Here is a 20,808-nt window from a genome sequence, read left to right on the forward strand (position 1 = left end):
AACCCCGAGCACGACGTACGAGAGGGAATCCTGATGCGGGACGCGTACCACGAGGAACTGGACTCGATCGGCGACAGCCTGGTGGAGATGGCCCGGCTGGTCGGGTCGGCGATCGGACGCGCCACGACCGCCATTCTCGACGCCGATCTGAAGCTCGCCGAGAGCGTCATCGAGGCCGACAAGAGGGTCGACGAGCTCCAGCACGACCTTGAGGCACGGGCGATAGCGCTGCTGGCGCGGCAGCAGCCGGTGGCGACCGACCTGCGGATCGTCGTCACATCGCTGCGGATGTCGGCGGACCTGGAGCGATCCGGCGACCTGGCCCAGCACGTGGCGAAGCTGGCGCGGCTGCGCTTCCCGAACCGCGCGGTCCCGCAGGACCTGCACGCCACGATCCTGGAGATGGGCCAGCTCGCGCAGCGCCTGATGGCCAAGGCGGCGGAGGTCGTCGTCACCAAGGACGTCGACCTCGCCCTCCAGCTGGAGTCCGACGACGACGCGATGGACCTCCTGCACCGCACCCTCTTCCAGCACCTGCTGGACGACCGCTGGAAGCACGGCATCGAGACGGCCGTCGACGTCACGCTGCTGGGCCGCTACTACGAGCGCTTCGCCGACCACGCGGTGGCCGTCGCCAAGCGCGTGGTGTTCCTGGTGACGGGCGAGCACGCGGACGAACTCCAGCCGGAGATCCAGCCCGACATCCAGCCGGCCACCGGAGCGGGCCAGGGACCGACGGCCGAGGGCATCTGATCCCGGCCCCCTCCCCGGCGGGCCCGGGAGGGGCCCCCGCCCGCTGGGCAGCGCCGGGGTGACCGATCGCTGTCCGCCGGGGCCGCCGGGGTGACCGATCGCTGTCCGCCGGGGCCGCCGGGGTGGCTGTCCGACATGGGCTTGGGAACCGGGGGGCTGTCCGCCCCGGGGGGCCGGGGCGGCTTGTCCGCCGGGGGCTGGGGTGGCTGCCCGACATGCGCCTGGTAACCGGGGAGGCTGTCCGCCCGGGAGCCGTGGGCCATGGGTGCCGGTGGGAGCCAGGGTGACCGTTGGCCATGGGGCCGTGGCCGTTGGGCCCTGGGGCCGGAGGCCATGGGGAGATGCGGCCGCTGGGCCCTGGGGCCAGGGAGCCGGAGGCCATGCGGCCGTGGCCGTTGGCCATGGGCCGGCGAGTCGGAGGCCGTGGGGCCGGAGGCCGTGGGCCACGGGGGCGAGGGGCGTGCCGGGTCCTCGCAGGGCGTGCGCAAGCCACAGTGCGCCGTTGATGCGCCCAGCGGAGCGGGCATGCAATGGGCACAGGTCCTACGTCCTCCGGGAGGAACCCATGGCCGAGTCCCCCGTCACTCCCACGCCCGACCCCGCACAGGAACGCCCGACCGAGCAGCCCGCCGAGATCAGGAACCTGATGCTCATCGGCGCCTGCGGCTGCGGTTCGGGGTGCGGCTGCGGGTGCCAGTCGGGCAACCCCTGCCAGTGCGGATGACGACGCACGGCGAACGTACGTGAACGAGGGGCCCGGTGCCGACGTCCGAAGTCGGCCCCGGGCCCCCCGCCATGTCGGGGCCCGCCGTGTCCGGGCCCGCCACGTCCGGTCGCCGCGCGGGGAACGCGAGCGCAGCATGGAGGAAGGACCGACAAGGATTGACACAGGCAGGCACGGCGAAGACCGGAAGGGGGCGGGCAGTCATGACCCGCTTCATGGACGTCCACCACGGCATGCAGGGCATCACCGCCGACCAGCTCCTCGAGGCCCACCGGGCGGACCTCGCCATCGAGGGCGAGGAGGGCGTGCACTTCGAACGAGCCTGGGCGGACCCGGAGTCCGGAACCGTCTACTGCCTCTCCGAGGCGACGTCGGCGGATGCCGTCCTCCGCGTCCACGAGCGCACCGGCCACATGGCGGACGAGATCCACCCGGTGCCGCTGGAGGTATGAGACCCGGTCAGGAAGGCTGGACCGCGGAGACGGCGGTGACGGTCACCGTGTTGTCGCACTCCGCGAACCGGCCGTCGTCGAGGGCGACCTGATGCCTGCCGGCCCCCGGCAGCCCGACGACGATCGTCGGGAACACCACGGGCTCCGCACCGGATTCGCAGAACCCGTCGGCCTCCCCCTGCACCTGGACGAAGGTCAGCTTCACCCATGCCTTGCCCTTGGGGGCCAGCGTCACGGGTGAGGCGGATCCGGTGGGCTTGACGGTGAGCGGTGCGCTCTTCTCGGGAGAGCCATTGCCGGCTCCCGCGACGGTCGGGTGCCCCTCGAGGACGCAGGCCTTGGCCGAGGTGTTGGTGAATTCGACGATCGCCGCCCCGGTCCCCGTACCGGCCGGCCGAACGGCGGCCTGCCGGGCGGTGACCTTCAGACTCCCGGCACCACAGACCGGCGTGACGCCGTCCACGGCGGGCGTCACGACAGCGGCGCTCGCGGAGGGCGAGGCGACGGACGGGGAGACCCCGGACGGAGAAGCCACGTGGCTGGGTGTCGCGGACGCGGGCCCGGCGGACTCGGCGCCGACGGACTCGGCGGACTCGGCACTGGCGGAGGCACTCGGGGCCTCCTGCGCACCGCACCCGGTCATCACGAGCGCGGCCGACGCCACGACGGCCGCCATCACGGAACCTCGAATACCGAACCTGTTCCAGCCCATGTTCCCGTTCCTGTCCGCACTCGTCGCGTCGGTGTTCTCGTACGTGTTCGTGCTCGTGTCGGTGTTCTCGTTCGTGTTCGTGTTCGCACTCTCGATCGCGTCCTCGTACCGCACGCCGCCCCCGGATCCGAATCGCCGCGGGCGTCCACCCACAGCCCCCACCCACCTGCGTCGACCGTCGGTCGTCGACCGTCAACTCAGACACAAGGGGCAGCCGTTCGAGTTCTGCCGAGGACAGACCTGTGACGCATCGGTGACGATATCCGGCCACACCGACTGAACCTCGTAAATCGGATAAAGAGACCGCACGTGGCGACACCCGTCCGGCTCGCCGTCCGGTCGCCACCGGGTGACCATGGATGACGGGATCGCTGCAGGGGCCGAGCACCGCACTGGGAGGCACCCGTGGCACCGGTGACGCACAGCGGAACGACCGACGTACTGATCGCGGGCGCCGGCCCGGTCGGCCTGAGCGCGGCGGCGGAACTGCGCAGGCAGGGGGTGCGCTGCCGGCTGGTGGACCGCCTGCCCGCCCGCCTCCCGTACGCGAAGGCCGTCGGCATCCAGCCACGCACCCTGGAGATCTGGGACCGGATGGGCCTGGCCCGCACGGTCCTGGAGGCCGCCGCGGTACTGCGCGGTCAGCTGATCTACGTCAACGGCCGGGAGCGGGCGCGCATCGAGCTGGCGCTGCCGCCCGAGGTGCCGTACGAGTTCGCCGCGCTGCCGCAGTACGAGACCGAGCGCCTCCTGGAGGCGTACGTCGCCGGCCTCGGCACGTCCGTCGAACGCGGCACCGAGCTGCTGTCGTTCACCCAGGACCAGGGTGGGGTCACCGCCCGCCTGCGCACCGCTTCCGGTACGGAGGAGGAGGTGCGGACCGGCTATCTGATCGGCTGCGACGGAGCCCACAGCACCGTACGCAAGTCGCTCGGCCTCACATACGAGGGGGCGGCCTTCGACGCGGAGTACATGCTGGGCGACGTCGAGGCCGACTGGGACCTGCCCCACGGCTACGGCGTCCGCTCCACCCACCTCGCCGCCGACGGCTCCACCGACGACGTCCTGGTCTGCATCCCGCTCCCCGGTCCCGGCCGCTACCGCATGTCGATGCTCGTCCCGCCCGAACTGTCCATGAGGGCGGGCACCGGAACGGGGACGACCGGCGCCGGCGATGTGCGAGGTGACGGCGTGGCACACGTCGACGACGTGGCACACGGCCTGGAGAGCGGCCGTGCCCCGGAGCTGCACCACATCCAGGCCGTGGTCGACCGCCTCGCCCCGCGGCCGGCGGTCCTCTCGCGCCTGCGGTGGTCCTCCGTCTTCCGTATCAGCCATCGCATCGTCGACCGCTACTCCGACGACCGTGTCTTCGTCGCGGGCGACGCCGCGCACATCCACCCACCCACCGGCGCCCAAGGCATGAACACCGGCATCCAGGACGCGTGCAACCTGGCGTGGAAACTGGCTCTCGTCATCCGCGGAGAGGCCGGACCCGCCCTCCTCACCACCTACGACGCCGAGCGCCGCCCGATCGGCGAGGAGGTCGTCGGCCGAACGGTCCGTCACGCCACCCAGGGCATCGAAGCCGACCCCGACGCCCCCCGCACCGTCCTGCTCCGCGAAGCCCAACTCCTCGTCAACTACCGCGGCGGCCCTCTCGCTCCCGCCACGAACGGCTCCCCCGGAACACCCCGCCTCGGCGACGCCCACACCCCGTCGGTCTCACCCGCAACCCTCTCGCCCGGTGACCGCGCCCCGGACTGCACCGGCCTGACCTCGTCCGGCTCCGCCTACCCCTGGCGCCTGTTCGACGTCCTGCGCGGCCGCACGGGCCACGTGGCGCTCCTCTATACGACGGACCCCGCGACAGTGCCGACGACCGCCGAGACCCTCCACGCAACAGCGACCGCGGCCGCCGGACCGCCCCTGGAGGTCATCGCCGTACTCGCCCGCGACACCTCGCCCGACCTGTCCGCCCAGGACGCTGTCCCCGTCCCCGCCTACCACGACACCACCGGCGAGTTCGCCCGCCTCTACACCCCCGACGGCCCGACGGCCTACGTCATCCGCCCCGACGGCCACCTCGCCACCCGCTTCCCTTTCCCCGCCCCCACAACCCCCCTCCCCACCTACCTGGCAGCCCTGTCCCCCTGAAGACCCCTCACCACCACCCCGCTGAAAGCCACCACCGAGCGCACGAGCCGGCCCCACACGCACATCGCAAAGAAGTCGCAGGCCGAAAAGGGCGGCGAGCTGCCGGGGCGTCAGCTGCCCACTCCGGTCGCCGATGCGCTCCGGGCTCACACGAACGGGTTCTCACAGGTCGACGTCTCCCTGCCGTGGGAGGCGGCGGACGGGACTCGGGTGGTCACGTCCGGCGGATGTCTCTCAGCGAGGAGATGTGGAAGCGGGCGCTGGCCTCGGCCGGTGTCATCCCTGAGCGGAGGCATGGTGAGCCGTATGCCGAGTCTCGCCCCGCTGTCTTCGAGGCCACCAAAACGATGCGACATGACGGCTGAGGGGGTCCTACGCTCCGACATGGACGGGGCGGGGAGAGAGCGATGGCGGACGAGTACTTCTTGCTGGTTTGCGACGACGTGCCTCATGACGTGGTGCTCACTGACCCCGGTGTCCGCGTGATGGACGTCGTCCAGGTCGTGCGTCGGCTGACGGGGCTGAGCCTGTGGCGCAGCAAGGTTCTGGCGACCCAGGTTCCCGCCGTCGTTCTCGCCGGCGTGCCCGAGGAATATGCGGCGGCAGCCGTGTCGGCTCTCCTCGATGCGGGAGCCCGGGCGGAGACGAGGGGACAGCCGGAGCCGGACTTCCTGAAGCACTGAGCCCGCCCCGGTCGACCGGGCCGAGGGCCCAGGGAGGGACCAGCGTCACCAAAAGCACCCGGCCTGCGCGGACATCGCAGGTCGGGGGCTTACAGGCGTTGGGTTGCTTCTTCTTGCCCGGGCTCTTGTCGGAGATCCGGATGAACTGGTTTTTGCTGGTCAGAGGCGATGGGCTCGCGCACCCTGTGGGTCGTCGTTGGTCGTTGTTGGCCACGCTGGGCGACCTCGGACGGCCCAGGGACGGCCCACCGCTGGGACTTACTCGTCGCTGCCAGCCACCTGGACCGCTACGCGCCGGGGGCCCGGTACTGCACTTGCCCGGCTTTGCGCAGGGCATCCATGGTTTCGTCGATGCTCAGGAGAACGGTCGTCTCAAACGAGCTGAGTGCGCCGCCTCCGCTGATCGCCAGGGCGACCGCGGCCATGGAAACGTTGTCGGGGGCCTCCCACAAGTTGTAGCCGTCGTGGGTGCCGAACGCGTACCAGAAGCCGTGCAGCTTGCCACCGACGGACTCGATGTACGACTGAGCGGCCTTCGCGCGGTCCTCGGGGTGGCCGATGAGTCTCGCCCACGTCTCCGGCGTGTAGCTGAACCTTGTCAGGTAGAGCGGCATCATGTCTCCCTTTCGTCCCAGCAAGGGATGCCCTCGCCGGGTGAGACACGCCTCCGAGACCGCGCGTATCTCCCCCGAACGGCCGGGATGATGACCGGCAGGGTCAGCGGCGTGAGCGACTCCGCCCGCATCGAAACCACAGAACCGAAGCCCTCATCTTGGGAAGCTGCGGTTATTTGCGCTTTGGTGGGGCGTTGACCTGCATGAACGGTCCAGCAGTACGTCGACCCGCGTGCCGCTCGGGTCACCTTCCAAGGTGGCGGACGGGCCTCCGGTGACCAAGCGGCTGATCTTCACCGGGCCGCGCGGTGGTCACGTCTGGCGGACGTCGCTCAACGAGGAGGCGCGGAAGGGGGCGCTGGCCTCGGCCGGTGCGTCCCCGAGCGGCGACCTGGCGAGCCGTACGCCGAGTCTCGCGAGAACGGCATGCACGCGCTCAAGTCAGGAGCGTACTCGCAACGCTGTCGCACGCATCTTTATTGAAGGACAGCAAGTGAACAGCCACTCAGGGAATTACCGAAGACTCTTAGTGAGCACGCTTAACGAACGTGGTTAACGAGCACGCTCAACGAACGCGGTTAACGAGAACGGTTAACGACCGTGGTTAACGAGCACGGATAGCGAACCCGTTTAACGAGGCCACCCAGCGAGAGCGGCTGGTGCCCGTCGTGCATGCATGCACGCAGGTTGAGCGCGCATGCATGCACACCCGACCAAGATCGACTCAACGTTCGAACAGATCTCGAACATGCGAAAGGCGCCCGCAAGCTAGGTTATATGTGTCACCCATTCACGACCCACCTGTATTCATCTGGAGATTTGCCCGAAGACCGCATACCTGAATAGGCTGCACACGCAATTCAGGGCCGCTCCCCTTGCCCGGGAACGGCCCTGTCTCCGTTGGTTTATCGACTCACATCATCCTCAGGAGGAGATATATGGTCCCACGCGCAGGTGTCAGCGTCGACATCTGTCCCCGTGACCTGCCGCTCGCGCTCATCGGCACGGCCGGCGGCGCACTCGCCCTCTGGGCCGATGCTCCCGCCGAGATCGCCGTCCCCGTGGCGCTGCTGATCGTCCTCGACATCCGGGTCCGCCGCCGGCGTCGTCGCACCTGACGGCCCAGGGACGACCCAGCCCCACCAAAAAGCCCCCGGCCTGCCGAGAAACAGCAGGTCGGGGGCTTGCTGGTGTGGCGTTACTTCTTCTTGCCCTGGTTCTTCACTGCTTCGATCGCTGCTGCTGCCGCGTCCGGGTCGAGGTAGGTGCCGCCCGGGGTGATCGGCTTGAAGGACGCGTCGAGTTCGTAGGCCAGGGGGATGCCCGTCGGGATGTTCAGGCCCGCGATGTCGGCGTCCGAGATGCCGTCGAGGTGCTTGACGAGGGCTCGGAGCGAGTTGCCGTGGGCGGCGACGAGGACCGTGCGGCCGGACAGGAGGTCCGGGACGATGCCGTCGTACCAGTACGGGAGCATGCGGACGACGACGTCCTTCAGGCACTCCGTGCGGGGGCGCAGCTCCGGCGGGATCGACGCGTAGCGGGGGTCGGCGGCCTGCGAGAACTCCGAGTCGTCCGACAGCGGCGGCGGCGGGGTGTCGTAGGAGCGGCGCCAGAGCATGAACTGCTCCTCGCCGAACTCCGCGAGGGTCTGCGCCTTGTCCTTGCCCTGGAGGGCGCCGTAGTGGCGTTCGTTCAGGCGCCAGGAGCGGTGGACCGGGATCCAGTGGCGGTCGGCGGATTCGAGGGCCAGCTGGGCCGTCCGGATCGCGCGCTTCTGGAGCGACGTGTGGACCACGTCGGGGAGGAGGTCGGCATCCTTCAGGAGTTCGCCACCGCGGACCGCCTCCTTCTCGCCCTTCTCGTTGAGGTTGACGTCCACCCAGCCGGTGAACAGGTTCTTCGCGTTCCACTCGCTCTCGCCGTGGCGGAGGAGGATCAGCTTGTACGGTGCGTCGGCCATGCGTATGAGCGTAATCCACCGCTCCGATCCGTTGTGCGCCCGCTCGTACAGCGGACAGGCCCTCCGACGGTTGACGGGATCTGTTAATTGAGTGGCCTCCCGCACCGCGCCTCTCGTAAGTTCTGAGCGCCGCCTGAGCCACTTACACCCAGCCGTCCGCACCCCGGGGGAGTCCGTCATGTCCGTCGCCGTCCTGAGACGTGCCGCCCGCGAGACGCTCTCCGGGCTGCCGCGCGAGTTCTGGTGGCTGTGGACCAGCACCCTCGTCAACCGGCTCGGCGGTTTCGTCGCCACCTTCATGGCGCTGTACCTGACACTCGACCGCGGGTACTCCGCCTCCTACGCCGGGCTCGTCGCCTCCCTGCTCGGGCTGGGCGGGGTCGTCTCGTCGCTCGCCGGCGGGGTCATGGCGGACCGGCTGGGGCGGCGGCCCACCCTGCTCGTCGCGCAGACCTCGACCGCCGCGTCGGTGGCGCTGCTCGGGTTCGTGGAGCATCCCGTCGCCATCGCCGGCGTCGCCTTCCTGGTCGGCATGGCCTCCAACGCCTCCCGGCCGGCCGTGCAGGCGATGATGGCCGACATCGTGCGGCCCGAGGACCGGGTCCGCGCCTTCTCGCTCAACTACTGGGCGATCAACCTCGGCTTCGCCGTCTCCTCCATGGCCGCCGGGTTCATCGCCGAGGTCAGCTACCGCGCCGGGTTCCTGCTCGAGGCCGGGATGACCCTCGTCTGCGCGGTCGTCGTCTTCCTCAAGCTGCCCGAGTCCCGCCCCGAGCGGGAGGCGAAGGCGGTGCAGGAGGACAGCGTCGGGCTGGGGACCGTGCTGCGCGACGGGCGGTTCATGGGCGTCGTCGGGCTGTCCTTCCTCGTCGCGCTCGTGTTCCAGCAGGGGGCGGTGGGGCTGCCCGTGGCGATGGGCGCGGCCGGGTTCACGCCGGCCGACTACGGCTTGGCGATCGCCGTCAACGGCGTGCTCATCGTCGCGCTCCAGATCCCCGTCACCCGGTTCATCGAGCACCGGGACCCGCGACGGCTGCTGATCGTCTCCTCGGTGCTCGCGGGGTACGGGTTCGGGCTCACCGCCTTCGCCGGGTCGGTCGGCGTCTTCGCGCTCACGGTCTGCGTGTGGACCCTGGCGGAGATCGTCAACGCGCCGACCCAGACGGGGCTCGTCGTCCGCCTCTCCCCGACCCACGGACGCGGGCGCTACCAGGGCATGTACACGCTGTCCTGGGCCGTGGCCTCCCTGGTCGCCCCGGTGATGTCCGGCTTCGTCATCGACCGGTTCGGAGCCGAGTGGCTGTGGGGGATGTGCGCCGTCGTGGGAACGGCGGCCGGCGTCGGATACGCCGTGCTGATGCGGCGCCTTCCGGAGGAGGGCACGGTCCGGGGCGAGAAGACCGCGGTCGTGGCGAACGTCCCCGGCGAGCAGGCCGCCGCAGCCGAGCCCGCGGCCACATCCGAGCCTGCCACCACCGCCGAGCCCGCGGCCAGCGCCGTCTGAGCGGTCCGAGGGCGGGAGCGCGGCTCAGGGGCGGTGCTCAGGGGTGCATCCGTGCGCCCTTCAGCACCTTGTCCACCGCGTTCCTCGGTCCGTAGACCGCCAGGCCCACGACGTCCAGCCCGGCCGACGGCACGGCGCGCACCGCCGCGCGGTTGTCGCGGTCGTTGCCGGTGGCGAAGAGGTCGCTCGTGAACACCGCGCGCGGGAGGGCCCGGGAGAGCACGCGCGCGTGTGCGGCGGTCAGCGTCTCCTTCGTGCCCTCGAAGACCAGCACCGGCTGGCGGAACATCGACAGGTACCCCACGCCGTCCGCGTCCTCGTACGGCTCCCCGATCACCTCGGGCAGGGCCGTACCGAGGCCGCTGACCAGGAACGCGGTGACGTTCAGGCGCTGCCAGGTCTCCAGGTCCTCGCGCAGCAGGACGGCGATCTTCGTCTCGAAGCGGACGGGTCCCGCGGCCGGGTTCGTGGTCGTGCCGGCGTCGATGGTCGCGGTGGCGTCGATGGTCGCGGTGGCGTCGGTGCTCGTGGTGGCGTCGGTGCTCGTGGTCATGGGACGAGACTGCCGATCGGCGTTCGGCTTCGTCTTGTACGTTCTTTGCATGGCACCCCGGCAGGAAGTCTCCGCCTGGCGCCCGGCCGTCCCGGGCGTCGTGGAGGTCTTCCACGCCCACTTCACCGAGTACGCGTACCCGATGCACGTCCATGAGGCGTGGACGCTGCTGATCGTCGACGACGGCGCCGTACGGTACGACCTCGACCGGCATGAGCACGGCACCCCGCACGACACCGTGTCCCTGCTGCCGCCGCACGTGCCGCACAACGGCTCGCCCGCGACCTCGGGCGGCTTCCGCAAGCGGGTCCTGTACCTGGACGCCGAGGTGCTCGGCGAAGACCTCATCGGGGCCGCCGTCGACGCCCCCGACCTGCGCGATCCCGTGCTGCGCCGACGCGTCGGGCAGCTGCACTCCGCGCTCGCCCGCCCCGGCGACGAGCTGGAGGCCGACAGCCGCCTGACGCTGATCGGCGAGCGGTTGCGGACGCATCTGCGCGCGGGGCTGGACACCACCGCCGCGCGCCGCGACCCCGACCTCGCGCGCCGCCTGCGCGAGCTGCTCGACGAACACGTCGTCCAGGGTCTGACACTGGACGGCGCCGCCGGGCTCGTCGGGGCCCATCCGGCCCATCTGGTACGGGCGTTCAGCGCGGCGTACGGCATCGCGCCGCACCAGTACCTCACCTCCCGCCGGGTCGACCTCGCCCGCCGGCTCCTGCTCGACGGACGGCCGCCGGGTGAGGTCGCGGTGGCGGCCGGCTTCTACGACCAGGCTCATCTGACCCGGCATTTCCGGAAGTTGGTGGGGGTCACACCCGGGCGGTACGGGGACGGTCGGAAGTCCTCCGTCCGGTGACGACCCACGCATAGCGTCGCCCCATGGACATCGACGAGACACCGCCCTCCCCCGGCACACCCGACCCTCACGGTCCTCACGGGCCTCAAGCCGCTCAAACCGCTCAGGGGCCACAGGCGGCTTCCGCGCGGGGTGGATCACACCTGAGACGGATATCGGTCGCCGTCGTGGGGGCGGCGGCCCTGGTCGCCCTGAGCGTCGGCATCGCCCTCGCGGCCGGTTCGGAGGAGGAGCCCTCCCCTCCCGTACCGAGCGCGTCGTCCGCCCGGCCGTCGGACACCGGGGGCGACACGGGGAGCGACACCTCCGGCGGCACCATCGGCGGCGTGGACGGCGGTACCAGCGGCGGGGTCGACGGCGGCAGCAGTGTCGGGATGGACGGCGGCGGCACGAGCGGTGGCACCGGCCCCGACGCGACGGAAACGCCGTCCACGTCCACCCCCCGACCCACCGCGCCGGTCGATCCGGACGACATCGACCGGCGTCTGGACGAGCTCGACCGCAGGCTGGACCAGCTGCCCACCAAGCAGGAACTGGCCGACGCCCTGCGCGCGTTCGCCGATCAGCTCGACGGCCCGCCCACCCCGACCGCCCCCGTCCCGGACCCCGAGTAGCCCGGACGCGGACGCTTCCTGGCGCCCGGCCGTCCCGATCGCTTCCGGGTCAGTCGGCCGGGCGTTGCGTCAGATGCGCGAACGCGTCGAGGTTGCGGGTCGGTTCACCCCGGGAGACCCGCCACGCGTACTCCTTGCGGATGGCGCTCGCGAAGCCCAGCTCCAGCAGCGTGTTGAAGGCGCCGTCGGCGGCCTCCAGGACCTGGCCCATGAGGCGGTCGATCTCGTCGGCGGTGACCGAGGCGAGCGGGAGGCGCGCGGTGACGTAGACGTCGCCGAGCGGGTCGACGGCGTAACTCACGCCGTACAGCTTGAGGTTGCGCTCCAGGAGCCAGCGGTGGACGCCGGACTCGTTCTCGTCGGGGTGCCGGACGACGAAGGCGTTCAGGGAGAGGGAGTGGCGGCCGACGATGAGGGAGACCGTCGTTCTGAGCTTGCGGGTGCCGGGGAGCTGGACCACGTAGTTGCCCGGTGCGGGGCTCTCCCACTCCAGCTCCGCGTCCTTCAGGAAAGCCTCGATGACCTGTGCGGCCGTCTTCTCCACGTCACCCATGCTCGGAGCGTACGCGACGGCGGTGGGACCGGTCGGCGGCCGCGTAGACGTCGGCGGTGGCGGCGGCGGCGGTGTCCCAGCCGAAGGACTGGGCGTGCGCGGTGGCGGCCGCGCCCATCCGGGCGGTGAGGTCGGGGCCGTCGGCGAAACGCTCGAGCACGCGCGCGTAGGCGGCGGGATCGTGGCCCTGCACCAGGAAGCCCGTCTCGCCGTCCCGCACGGCCACCGGGAGGCCGCCGACGGCGGCCGCGAGCACGGGGGTGCCGGCCGCCTGCGCCTCTATGGCGACCAGTCCGAAGGACTCGCTGTAGGAGGGCACGACCAGCAGTGACGCCGCCCGGAACCAGTCCGCGAGCTGATCCTGGCCGACCGGTGGACGGAACCGTACGACATCCGCGATGCCGAGCCGCGCGGCCAGCTTCTGGAGGCCCTCGGGCTTGGCGAGGCCGCTGCCACTGGGGCCGCCGACGATCGGGACGACGATGCGGGAGCGCAGCTCGGGTCGCTCGTCGAGCAGGACGGCCACCGCGCGCAGCAGCACGTCCGGAGCCTTCAGGGGCTGGATGCGGCCCGCGAAGAGCGGGACCAGCGCGTCCTGGGGCAGGCCCAGCCGGGCGCGGGCGGCGGCCCGGCCGTCCGCGGGGGTGAAGCGGTCGAGGTTGACGCCGGGGTGCACCACGGCGACCTTGTCGGGGCCCGCGTGGTAGTGCCGTACGAGTTCGTCGGCCTCCTCCGCCGTGTTGGCGATGAGCCGGTCGGCGGCGGCGACGATCTGGGTCTCGCCGATGACGCGGGCGGCGGGCTCGGGGGTGTCGCCGTCGGCCAGGTTGGCGTTCTTGACCTTGGCCATGGTGTGCATGGCGTGCACCAGGGGGGCGCCCCAGCGCTGGGCGGCCAGCCAGCCGACGTGCCCGGAGAGCCAGTAGTGCGAGTGCACGAGGTCGTAGTAGCCGGGGCGGTGACCGGCCCAGGCCTGCATCACGCCGTGGGTGAAGGCGCACAGCTGGGCCGGGAGGTCTTCCTTGGCGAGGCCCTCGTAGGGACCCGCGTCGACGTGCCGGACGAGGACGCCGGGGGCCAGCTCGACGGTCGGCGGGAGGCCGCCGGTGGTCGCGCGCGTGAAGATCTCGACCTCGATGTTGATCGCGGCGAGGCGCTGCGCGAGTTCGACGATGTAGACGTTCATGCCGCCCGCGTCGCCGGTGCCGGGCTGGTGGAGCGGAGAGGTGTGCACGGAGAGCATCGCGACGCGGCGGGGGCGGCGGGGGAGCCTGAGCCGTGAGGGTGCCGCCGTAGAGCGACGCCCGAGCCTGTTGGTGTACTGGCTCACGGGGCGTTTCCTCCTTGCTGCGGGCATGCCGGAAAGAGGGTGTGGGGCCCTCCGAGGAGCTGCAACGCCGGAGGGACGCGTTCCCATTCCGGGCGGATTTCGGGAGTGGGCGGTTTTTGCACAGTCATTACCCACTTTCGCTCAACCGTTCGAGTGGGATGTGCGTCGCGTGGACGAGGGCTGTTCTCGCCCCCGCCGCCCCTTCCCGTCCCGACCCCGGGGGCTGCCGCCCCCATACCCCCGCTCTCGGCCCCGAACGGGCCTCGTCCGCAAGCGCCGGACGGACTGCGTGGTCCGGGCGGGCCGCACAGCCGGGCGGACCGGTGAGAGCGGCGCATTACTCTCGTAGGCATGAGTTCCCGCGCCCCCGCCCGCCCCGTGGGCACGGTCACGCGCGGGACGACGAATCCCAACCGGCTGCGCCGCATGGACCGCTGGATCGCCGCGACGCACGGCGCCGAGCTGCGCCGCGCCGCCGACCCCCTCGCCGTCGACCTCGGGTACGGGGCCGCGCCCTGGACGGCCGTCGAGCTGCTGCTGCGACTGCGCTCCGTCGCTCCCCGCGCGCGTGTCGTGGGCGTGGAGATCGAACCGGCCCGGGTGGCGGCCGCCGAGCCCTACGCGCGCGAGGGGCTGGACTTCCGGCACGGCGGGTTCGAGATTCCGGTGCCCCGGCGGCCGCACCTCGTCCGGGCCGCCAATGTGCTGCGGCAGTACGACGAGGACGAGGTCGCCGCGGTCTGGCGGCGGCTGTGCGCGCGGCTCGCGCCCGCCGATCCGGTGACCGGGTCCCGCGGCGGTCTGCTGGTCGAGGGGACCTGCGACGAGATCGGACGCCGGCACGTATGGGTCGCGCTCGGACCGGAAGGGCCGCGCACGGTCACGTTCGCGACCCGCCTGGGGTCGCTGGAGCGGCCCTCGGACCTGGCGGAGCGGCTGCCCAAGGCGCTGATCCACCGCAACGTCCCGGGCGAACCGGTGCACGCCTTCCTGCGCGACTTCGACCGCGCCTGGGCGGCCGCCGCGCCCTACGCGTCGTACGGCGCCCGCCAGCGGTGGATCCGCACGGTACGGGAGCTGACGGCGGACTGGCCCGTGACGGACGGGCCGGCGCGGTGGCGGCAAGGGGAAGTGACGGTGCGGTGGGGGGCGTTGGCACCCCGCGGCTGAGTCATCGGCCGAACCCCCGCCAGGCGTCGGGGTCCACAGGTCAGGGGGCAGAGGCCAGGGGCCAGCCGCCAGGCGGGGCAGGGGGCAAGGACCGACGGCCAGGGCGGGTGTCAGGGGCCACAGGTCAGGGACGGGGGTCAGGGGGCAGGGCCCCAACGACCAGGCGCGGCAGGGGTCAGGGGCCGACGGCCAGGGCGGGCGTCACAGGCCACAGGTCAGGGACGGGGGTCAGGGGGCAGGCCCCAACGACCAGGCGCGGCAGGGGTCAGGGGCCGACGGCCAGGGCGGGCGTCAGGGGCCACAGGTCAGGGACGGGGGTCAGGGGGCAGGGGCCAACGGCCAGGCGCGGCAGGGGTCAAGGGCGGACGGCCAGGGGGCGGGCGTAGGGGTCAGGGGTCAGCCGGCGGGGCCACCGGCCAGGCGGGGCAGGGGTCGGCGGGAACGATCTCTGTGAGTCGTTCGTCACACTGGCGGGGAGATCGTCATGACGGGGCGGCGAGGAGGGGAAGGACTGCTCGGGTCGCCGAGTCGCTCCGGTGTTCCGTCGTCACCTCTGTCGTTTTCGGCCGTGACGTGGCACGATCCCCCGGACGCCGTAAGTTACTGACGGTTAATCAGGGTTTGGGGGACGGGGTATGGGTACGGGCAAGCGCGGCCTGCTCACGGCGGCGGTGACGGTGGTCTGCGCGGTCACCGTGCTGGGCGCACCCGGCACCGCGTTCGCCAGCCCGAGCCCCACACCGTCGCCGTCGGCGAGTTCCACGGCCCCGCCGCTGCCCTCCACCGCGTCCAACAAGGACCTGGAGGCCGTCCGCACCAAGCTCGCAGCGCTCTACCACGACGCCGCGGTCGCCACCGACGCCTACAACGCGGCCGAGGAGGCGGCGAAGAAGCAGTCCGCGCAGATCGTGGCGCTGGCCAAGAAGATCGTCGCGGGCCAGGAGAAGCTGGACGACCTCAAGGACCGCGCGGGTGCCGCGGCCCGCGCCCAGTACCGCACCGGCGGCCTGCCGGACGAGGCGCAGTTGATGCTGACCGACGACCCGTCGGAGTTCCTCGACGGCGCGGGCCGGGCGCGTCAGGGCCAGCGGGCCACCAAGGGCCTGATCGGTGAACTCACCCGCACCCAGCAGGACTTGGAGCAGTACTCCAAGGACGCCTCCAGCCAGTGGCAGAAGCTGGAGGCGGGCCGCAAGACCAAGGCGGCCGCCCAGAAGAAGATCGAGAAGCAGATCGCGGCGGCCGAGAAGCTCGAGTCCCGGCTCGAGAAGAAGGAGAAGGAGCGCCTCGAACAACTGGAGGCGCAGGTCGCGCTGGAGGCGCAGACCGCCTGGCTGGACACCGGCATCCTGGACGAGATCGACAGCGCGGCCTCCGTCCAGGGCAAGAAGGCCGTGCAGTTCGCCACCGCCCAGATCGGCAAGCCGTATGTGTGGGGCGCGGAGGGCCCGGACAGCTTCGACTGCTCCGGACTGACCTCCGAGGCCTGGCGGAGCGCCGGGCGGGCGATACCGCGCACCTCGCAGGAGCAGTGGAAACAGCTGCCCCACATCGCCGTCGAGGACATGCGCCCCGGCGACCTGATCATCTACTTCGACGACGCCAGCCATGTCGCCATGTACGCGGGCGACGGCGCGATCATCCACGCCCCGCGCCCGGGCCGCACGGTCACCCTCGCGGGGGCGGGCTCGATGCCGATACTCGGGGTGGTCCGGCCGGACGCGTGAGGCCCGGCGTCCGCACGGCACCCGGGCATCGCGCCGCACGTGACCCAGGCCACCCGCGCCCCGCCGCCGGACTCCGCGCGGACGTGACGTTCGTCATCCCCACACCACACCCGCCCCGCCCAAATGCGGTACAGAACGCGGCATATGACAGCGGCCAGAGATCAAGCGGCCTGCCTCACACCATTCCGTTGCGGCGCCTTCTGCCGCTATGGTCCCCGTCGGTGGGTCGAGGTCCCTCGTCCCCGCCATGCCCTCGGGGGGAGGGAAGGAACTCAAGACGATGCCCGTACCCGTACCGCGGCAGAGAGCGATCCCGGCCGTGGAGAGTGGTCAGGCGCAGGCCGCGCCCGCAGTCGGCGGCCCCTCCAAGGAAGAAACCGTTCGCAACGAGGCGACCACGGCCGAGAACCGGAACGACACCGCGCCCCAGCACGGCGCGCACCACACCGCGCCCCGTACCGCGCTCAACGCGACGCCCGCCGACGGCGTCCACCAAGGCGTGACCACGAACAACGTGAGCGCGACCGCCGGCATGAGCACCGCCGCCGGCATGAGCACGGCCGGCATGGCCACGGCCGACGTGACCACGAACAACTTGGGCGCGACCGGCGGCGTGAGCGGCGGCGGCGTGAGCACGGCCGGCAGCGTGAGCGCCACGAGCGTGAGCGCCTCCGGTGCGGGCACCGCCCACACCACCCTCACCCTGCTGCTGATCGAGGACGACCCCACGGCCGCGCCGATCGTCCACGACCTGCTGGACGCGGACGGCAAACCGATCCGGGTGCGCACCGCCCGCAACCTCACCGAGGCCGAGCGGCTGCTGACCCATGACGTCCACTGCATCCTGCTGGACCTCGCGCTGCCCGCGCCCGGCAAGGCGGGCGCCGACGACGACGAGCTCGCCGTCCTGCGGCACGTGCTCCGGCTCGCGCCCCGGCATGCCGTGCTGGCGCTCACCGCGTCCGGCGACGCAGAGCGCGGCGCCGAGGCGGTCCGCGTGGGCGCCCAGGACTACCTCTACAAGGACGAGCTCGACGGCCGGCTGCTGAGCCGCGCGATCCGCTACGCGGTGGAGAGGAAACGTTCCGACACGGCCGAGCGGCGACTCGCCGAGGGCAAGCTGCGCGCGCAGGAGAACGCCCGCCTGGAGCGCGGCCTGCTGCCCACGCCCCTCCTGGAGGGCTCGCCGCTGCGCTTCGCCGCCCGCTACCGACCCGGCCGCTCGCGCGCGCTGCTCGGCGGCGACTTCTACGACACCGTCCGCACGCCCGACGGCACCGTGCACGCCATGATCGGCGACGTCTGCGGGCACGGCCCGGACGAGGCGGCGCTCGGCGTGGAGCTGCGCATCGCCTGGCGGGCGCTGACGCTCGCGGGTCTGTGCGGGGACCAGCTGCTGAACACGCTTCAGCAGGTGCTGGAGCACGAGCGCGACGACGACGAGATCTTCGCGACGGTGTGCACGGTGGACATCGCGCCCGACGGCCGCCGGGCGGGCCTGTGCCTGGCCGGCCACCCCGCGCCGCTGATCGCCCGGCCGGACCGGCCCGCGCGGCTGCTGCCGTACGACAACAACGGCCCCGCCCTCGGCCTGCTGCCGGGCGCCCGCTGGCCGCGGATGCAGGTCGAGCTGGGCGCCGAGTGGAGCCTGATGCTGTACACCGACGGCCTCATCGAGGGCCGGATCGGCGAAGGCCGGGAACGGCTGGGCCAGGACGGCATGGTGGAGATGATCCGCCGCCAGCTGTCCGAGGGCCTGAGCGGCGAGGCGCTGCTGCGGGCCGCGGTGAACGAGGTCCGCGAGCTCAACGGCGGCGAATTGACGGACGACGTGGCACTGGTCCTCCTGGACCGCGTCCCGTAACCCGGACCGCCCCGGCACCGGGACCCGGCCCCCTCCGGGCCGCGGCCACCCCGGGACCTGCCCCGACCCGGGCCGCGGCAGCCCCGGACCCGACCGTCCCGTAACCCGGACCGCCCCGGGACTCACCCGAACCGGACCGAAACCCGGCCGCCCTCGGACTGGCCCGAACTGAGAGCCGATCGGACCGAACCCGGCCGCCCCCGGACTCCCCGGCCCTCGGCCCATCCAGGCTGGGAGTCGACAGACCGTGGCCCGGGCCCCCCGGACCCGACCGTCCCGTAACCCGGACCGCCCCGGGACTCACCCGAACCGGACCGAAGCCCGGTCGCCCTCGGACTGGCCCGAACTGAGAGCCGATCGGACCGAAACCCGGCCGCCCTCGGACTCCCCGGCCCTCGGCCCATCCAGGCTGGGAGTCGACAGACCGTGGCCCGGGCCCCCCCGGTCCCGACCGTCCTGTAACCGGACCGCCCCGGGACTCACCCGAAGCGGGAGCCGAGAGACCGTAACCGACCCCGTCCCGGAACCCGACCGGCTGGGTCACGGCCAACCCCCGTTCCGGGAGCCGGCCGGCTGGGGCTGCACCGGCCCCGGACGCAACCCGACCGGGGCCTGACGCCGGTGGGCCGCAGCTCGCCACCGGGCGCTCGCATCGGCAGCCCGGCGCCGGTGGCCCGCACCCCTCACCCACCGCCGTGGGTCCGCACGGGGGAGGCCGGTGGCCTGGCCGGAACGGGCGGCGCCCCCGGCCCCTGGAAGGGGGCTGCGGGGGCGACGCGGAAGGTCATCCGGGGCTGTCCGGGGGTTCCCTCGGCGGATTCCCGGGGGTTTTCCGGGACTCTCTCGGAGGGTCGGGGCTCAGCGGCCGCCGTTGTAGGGGCCGTACGGGCCGTCGCTGCTGCTGCCGCCGCGCCTGCGGCCCCAGCCGCCGCCACCGCCGACCTGCCGGAGGGCGGGCCGTACGTCCACGAGGAACACGATCGTGGCGACGAGTCCCGCGAGCTGGAGAAAGAGCATCGGCACCAGGAGGTTCACCGCCACCGTGACGCCCAGGATGATCAGCCAGAAGCCCTTGTTCTGCTTGTCGGCGGCCCGGTAGGCGTCATCACGGAACAGAGCGGCCATCACCAGCGCCACCACGGCGAGGACCAGCATGGCGAGGTAGAGCAGCCACACCAGCCCGGCGAAGCCTTCGATCAGCACAACGTCCACCACCCGACTCGACGCGATTCGACTCGCTCGTCCTTACGCGGTCACCGTACCCGCAACCGCGCTCCCGCTACCCGTACAACGGGCCGGGCACCACATGAGTGCCCGGCCCGTGACTGTATGTCCCTGTCCGCCGTGTCCGTCCCGGCCGTCGGTCTCACTTGGCCGGCGGCGTGGTCTTCTTCGCGACGGGCTTGCGGACCGGAGCCTTCTTGGCGGCCGCCGCCTTCTTCGCGGACTCGGACTGCGCCTCGGCCGCGGCGGGCTTCGGCTCGTCCTTGACCACGACCGGCTGGACGACGGGCGCGGGCTTGGGCTCCGACTTGGGCTCGACCGCGATGGCGAGCTCCTCGATCTCCTCGGCGGCCTCGCCGCGCCAGGTCTTCACGGCCTGCTCGCCGTGCTCGGCGACCTTCTCGTACGTCTCACGGGCCTTGACGGCGTACTCGGCGGCGACGCCGACCCCGCGCAGCGCGAAGTCCTGGGCGGACTCGCCGAACTTCTTCAGGTCGGCGTCGAGGGTGCTGCCGAGCTTCTTGATGTCCCCGTCGAGGCTGCTGATGAAGTCGGTGACCTTGGCCTGGAGGGTCTCCTGAGCCTCCTTGGCCTTGGCGGTCGCCTCCTTGGCGCGGGCGCCGGCCTTCTCCTGCACGGTCTTGGGGTCGGTGTTGCGGACGGCCTCGAAACGCGCCGGGGCCTCGGTGCGCAGCTGCTCCACCAGACCCGGCACCTTCTTCGCCTGCTGGAGCGCCAGATCGGCGGTGCCCGCGGCGAAGTAGAACGGAGTCGGGTCGCTGAAGGTCTTGCGCAGGTCGTCGGTGATGGCCATGGTGAAGGTCCTCCCGGATTCACATACGTCGTATTCGGCTGAGGGTCGTGCGGGTCCGCAGCGTGGCGGCCGGTCCCCTGGTCCGGTCAACTGGCCGTCTGCTGCGGGTCGGCGCCGCTCTCGGGGTTCCGTGGGTCCGCCGCGCCGTCGCCGTCCGCGAATCCGTTCTCCTTGCGGAAGGACTCGTAGATCTGGAGCAGCACCTGCTTCTGCTGCTCGGTCAGCGTGGGGTCGGCGAGCACGACCGCGCGGGTCGCGCCGTCCCGGTACTCCTGCCCGTCCCGTTCCGCGTCGAGGATGCCGGCCCGCACGTACAGCGTCTCGGCGGAGATCCGCAGCGCCTTGGCGACCTGCTGGAGCACCTCCGCGCTCGGCTTGCGCAGCCCGCGCTCGATCTGACTCAGATACGGGTTGGACACGCCGGCCGCTTCGGCGAGTTGCCGGAGCGACAGCTGCGCGTTGCGCCGCTGCTCGCGCAGGTACTCACCGAGATTGCCGACGTTGAGCGATGCCATGGCTCCACTGTGCACCAGTCGCGCTA

At 71.9% G+C, this 20,808-nt stretch carries 22 protein-coding genes and 2 pseudogenes; 15 read left to right on the forward strand and 9 right to left on the reverse strand.

The features are described 5' to 3' along the window. Nucleotides 1-33: 33 nt before the first annotated feature. The 3 genes from phoU (at nt 34) to AOQ37_RS17770 (ending at nt 1,929) form a co-directional block, all read left to right on the forward strand. Entirely contained in the window at nt 34-753 is a 720-nt protein-coding gene (gene phoU, locus AOQ37_RS17765) for a phosphate signaling complex protein PhoU (RefSeq protein WP_062645498.1), read from the forward strand. Between the two features lie 565 nt (nt 754-1,318). Then, nucleotides 1,319-1,477, forward strand: coding sequence for a hypothetical protein (locus tag AOQ37_RS40865; protein WP_199825037.1), 159 nt, complete (start codon nt 1,319-1,321; stop codon nt 1,475-1,477). 203 nt (nt 1,478-1,680) lie between these two features. Continuing rightward, the gene (locus AOQ37_RS17770; protein WP_062645499.1) at nt 1,681-1,929 is read left to right on the forward strand and encodes an SCO4226 family nickel-binding protein; all 249 of its coding nucleotides are present in this window, start codon (nt 1,681-1,683) and stop codon (nt 1,927-1,929) included. A 7-nt stretch (nt 1,930-1,936) separates the two neighbouring features. On the opposite strand, the gene AOQ37_RS17775 is transcribed toward AOQ37_RS17770, so the two are convergent. Further along, entirely contained in the window at nt 1,937-2,605 is a 669-nt protein-coding gene (locus AOQ37_RS17775) for a DUF4232 domain-containing protein (protein ID WP_107085232.1), read from the reverse strand. 34 nt (nt 2,606-2,639) lie between these two features. Here AOQ37_RS17775 and AOQ37_RS40460 point away from each other — a divergent pair, with 34 nt between their 5' ends. The 3 genes from AOQ37_RS40460 (at nt 2,640) to AOQ37_RS17785 (ending at nt 5,481) form a co-directional block, all read left to right on the forward strand. Next, nucleotides 2,640-2,921, forward strand: a complete 282-nt coding sequence (locus AOQ37_RS40460) for a hypothetical protein (RefSeq protein ID WP_159401347.1) — start codon at nt 2,640-2,642, stop codon at nt 2,919-2,921. A gap of 134 nt (nt 2,922-3,055) precedes the next feature. After that, the gene (locus AOQ37_RS17780; protein ID WP_107085233.1) at nt 3,056-4,798 is read left to right on the forward strand and encodes an FAD-dependent monooxygenase; all 1,743 of its coding nucleotides are present in this window, start codon (nt 3,056-3,058) and stop codon (nt 4,796-4,798) included. A gap of 407 nt (nt 4,799-5,205) precedes the next feature. Beyond that, nucleotides 5,206-5,481, forward strand: coding sequence for a ribosomal protein L7/L12 (locus AOQ37_RS17785; RefSeq protein ID WP_062645501.1), 276 nt, complete (start codon nt 5,206-5,208; stop codon nt 5,479-5,481). Nucleotides 5,482-5,768: 287 nt separating this feature from the next. Here the strand turns inward: AOQ37_RS17785 and AOQ37_RS17790 are convergent, their stop codons facing one another. Further along, nucleotides 5,769-6,095 carry a GYD domain-containing protein gene (locus AOQ37_RS17790; protein ID WP_062645608.1) on the reverse strand — a complete coding sequence of 109 codons (327 nt, stop codon included), beginning with the start codon at nt 6,093-6,095 and terminating at the stop codon, nt 5,769-5,771. Between the two features lie 247 nt (nt 6,096-6,342). Between AOQ37_RS17790 and AOQ37_RS42310 the strand changes: the two are divergent. Then, nucleotides 6,343-6,536 (forward strand): annotated as a pseudogene (locus AOQ37_RS42310) (site-specific integrase); the annotation flags it as partial. Between the two features lie 497 nt (nt 6,537-7,033). Next, complete coding sequence (locus AOQ37_RS17795; protein ID WP_062645502.1) at nt 7,034-7,213, forward strand: hypothetical protein; 180 nt, start codon at nt 7,034-7,036, stop codon at nt 7,211-7,213. 80 nt (nt 7,214-7,293) lie between these two features. On the opposite strand, the gene AOQ37_RS17800 is transcribed toward AOQ37_RS17795, so the two are convergent. After that, the gene (locus AOQ37_RS17800) at nt 7,294-8,055 is read right to left on the reverse strand and encodes a phosphoglyceromutase (protein ID WP_062645503.1); all 762 of its coding nucleotides are present in this window, start codon (nt 8,053-8,055) and stop codon (nt 7,294-7,296) included. Between the two features lie 178 nt (nt 8,056-8,233). Here AOQ37_RS17800 and AOQ37_RS17805 point away from each other — a divergent pair, with 178 nt between their 5' ends. Continuing rightward, nucleotides 8,234-9,559, forward strand: coding sequence for an MDR family MFS transporter (locus AOQ37_RS17805; RefSeq protein WP_062645504.1), 1,326 nt, complete (start codon nt 8,234-8,236; stop codon nt 9,557-9,559). A gap of 37 nt (nt 9,560-9,596) precedes the next feature. On the opposite strand, the gene AOQ37_RS17810 is transcribed toward AOQ37_RS17805, so the two are convergent. Further along, entirely contained in the window at nt 9,597-10,163 is a 567-nt protein-coding gene (locus tag AOQ37_RS17810) for a DUF2000 family protein (RefSeq protein ID WP_374701509.1), read from the reverse strand. Here AOQ37_RS17810 and AOQ37_RS17815 point away from each other — a divergent pair. Beyond that, the gene (locus tag AOQ37_RS17815; protein WP_062645610.1) at nt 10,162-10,971 is read left to right on the forward strand and encodes a helix-turn-helix transcriptional regulator; all 810 of its coding nucleotides are present in this window, start codon (nt 10,162-10,164) and stop codon (nt 10,969-10,971) included. The two genes, AOQ37_RS17810 and AOQ37_RS17815, sit on opposite strands and share 2 nt — an antisense overlap. 167 nt (nt 10,972-11,138) lie before the next feature. Further along, nucleotides 11,139-11,585 (forward strand): hypothetical protein, encoded by a 447-nt coding sequence (locus tag AOQ37_RS17820; RefSeq protein ID WP_062645505.1) that lies wholly within the window; start codon nt 11,139-11,141, stop codon nt 11,583-11,585. 49 nt (nt 11,586-11,634) lie between these two features. Here the strand turns inward: AOQ37_RS17820 and AOQ37_RS17825 are convergent, their stop codons facing one another. Continuing rightward, nucleotides 11,635-12,138, reverse strand: a complete 504-nt coding sequence (locus tag AOQ37_RS17825) for a type III secretion system chaperone family protein (protein WP_062645506.1) — start codon at nt 12,136-12,138, stop codon at nt 11,635-11,637. After that, nucleotides 12,131-13,468 carry a D-inositol-3-phosphate glycosyltransferase gene (gene mshA, locus AOQ37_RS17830; RefSeq protein WP_062645507.1) on the reverse strand — a complete coding sequence of 446 codons (1,338 nt, stop codon included), beginning with the start codon at nt 13,466-13,468 and terminating at the stop codon, nt 12,131-12,133. The genes AOQ37_RS17825 and mshA overlap by 8 nt, the downstream gene beginning before the upstream one ends. 138 nt (nt 13,469-13,606) lie before the next feature. Here mshA and AOQ37_RS42130 point away from each other — a divergent pair. From AOQ37_RS42130 to AOQ37_RS17845, 4 genes and pseudogenes are all read left to right on the forward strand, one after another. Beyond that, nucleotides 13,607-13,759 (forward strand): annotated as a pseudogene (locus tag AOQ37_RS42130) (cobyrinate a,c-diamide synthase); the annotation flags it as partial. A 60-nt stretch (nt 13,760-13,819) separates the two neighbouring features. Next, nucleotides 13,820-14,638: a class I SAM-dependent methyltransferase gene (locus AOQ37_RS17835; protein WP_107085223.1), complete on the forward strand. Its 819-nt coding sequence runs from the start codon at nt 13,820-13,822 to the stop codon at nt 14,636-14,638. Between the two features lie 635 nt (nt 14,639-15,273). Next, the gene (locus tag AOQ37_RS17840; protein WP_062645509.1) at nt 15,274-16,365 is read left to right on the forward strand and encodes a C40 family peptidase; all 1,092 of its coding nucleotides are present in this window, start codon (nt 15,274-15,276) and stop codon (nt 16,363-16,365) included. Between the two features lie 280 nt (nt 16,366-16,645). Then, nucleotides 16,646-18,229 carry a PP2C family protein-serine/threonine phosphatase gene (locus AOQ37_RS17845; protein WP_107085234.1) on the forward strand — a complete coding sequence of 528 codons (1,584 nt, stop codon included), beginning with the start codon at nt 16,646-16,648 and terminating at the stop codon, nt 18,227-18,229. A gap of 858 nt (nt 18,230-19,087) precedes the next feature. Here the strand turns inward: AOQ37_RS17845 and AOQ37_RS17850 are convergent. From AOQ37_RS17850 to AOQ37_RS17860, 3 genes are all read right to left on the reverse strand, one after another. After that, nucleotides 19,088-19,432 (reverse strand): DUF2516 family protein, encoded by a 345-nt coding sequence (locus tag AOQ37_RS17850; protein WP_062645612.1) that lies wholly within the window; start codon nt 19,430-19,432, stop codon nt 19,088-19,090. Between the two features lie 163 nt (nt 19,433-19,595). Continuing rightward, nucleotides 19,596-20,267, reverse strand: a complete 672-nt coding sequence (locus AOQ37_RS17855) for a hypothetical protein (RefSeq protein ID WP_062645510.1) — start codon at nt 20,265-20,267, stop codon at nt 19,596-19,598. Between the two features lie 86 nt (nt 20,268-20,353). After that, complete coding sequence (locus AOQ37_RS17860; protein ID WP_062645511.1) at nt 20,354-20,782, reverse strand: helix-turn-helix domain-containing protein; 429 nt, start codon at nt 20,780-20,782, stop codon at nt 20,354-20,356. Nucleotides 20,783-20,808 lie beyond the last annotated feature (26 nt).

It is taken from the genome of Streptomyces maremycinicus, from assembly GCF_001184025.1.
GTDB classification, from domain to species: Bacteria; Actinomycetota; Actinomycetes; order Streptomycetales; family Streptomycetaceae; genus Streptomyces; species Streptomyces maremycinicus.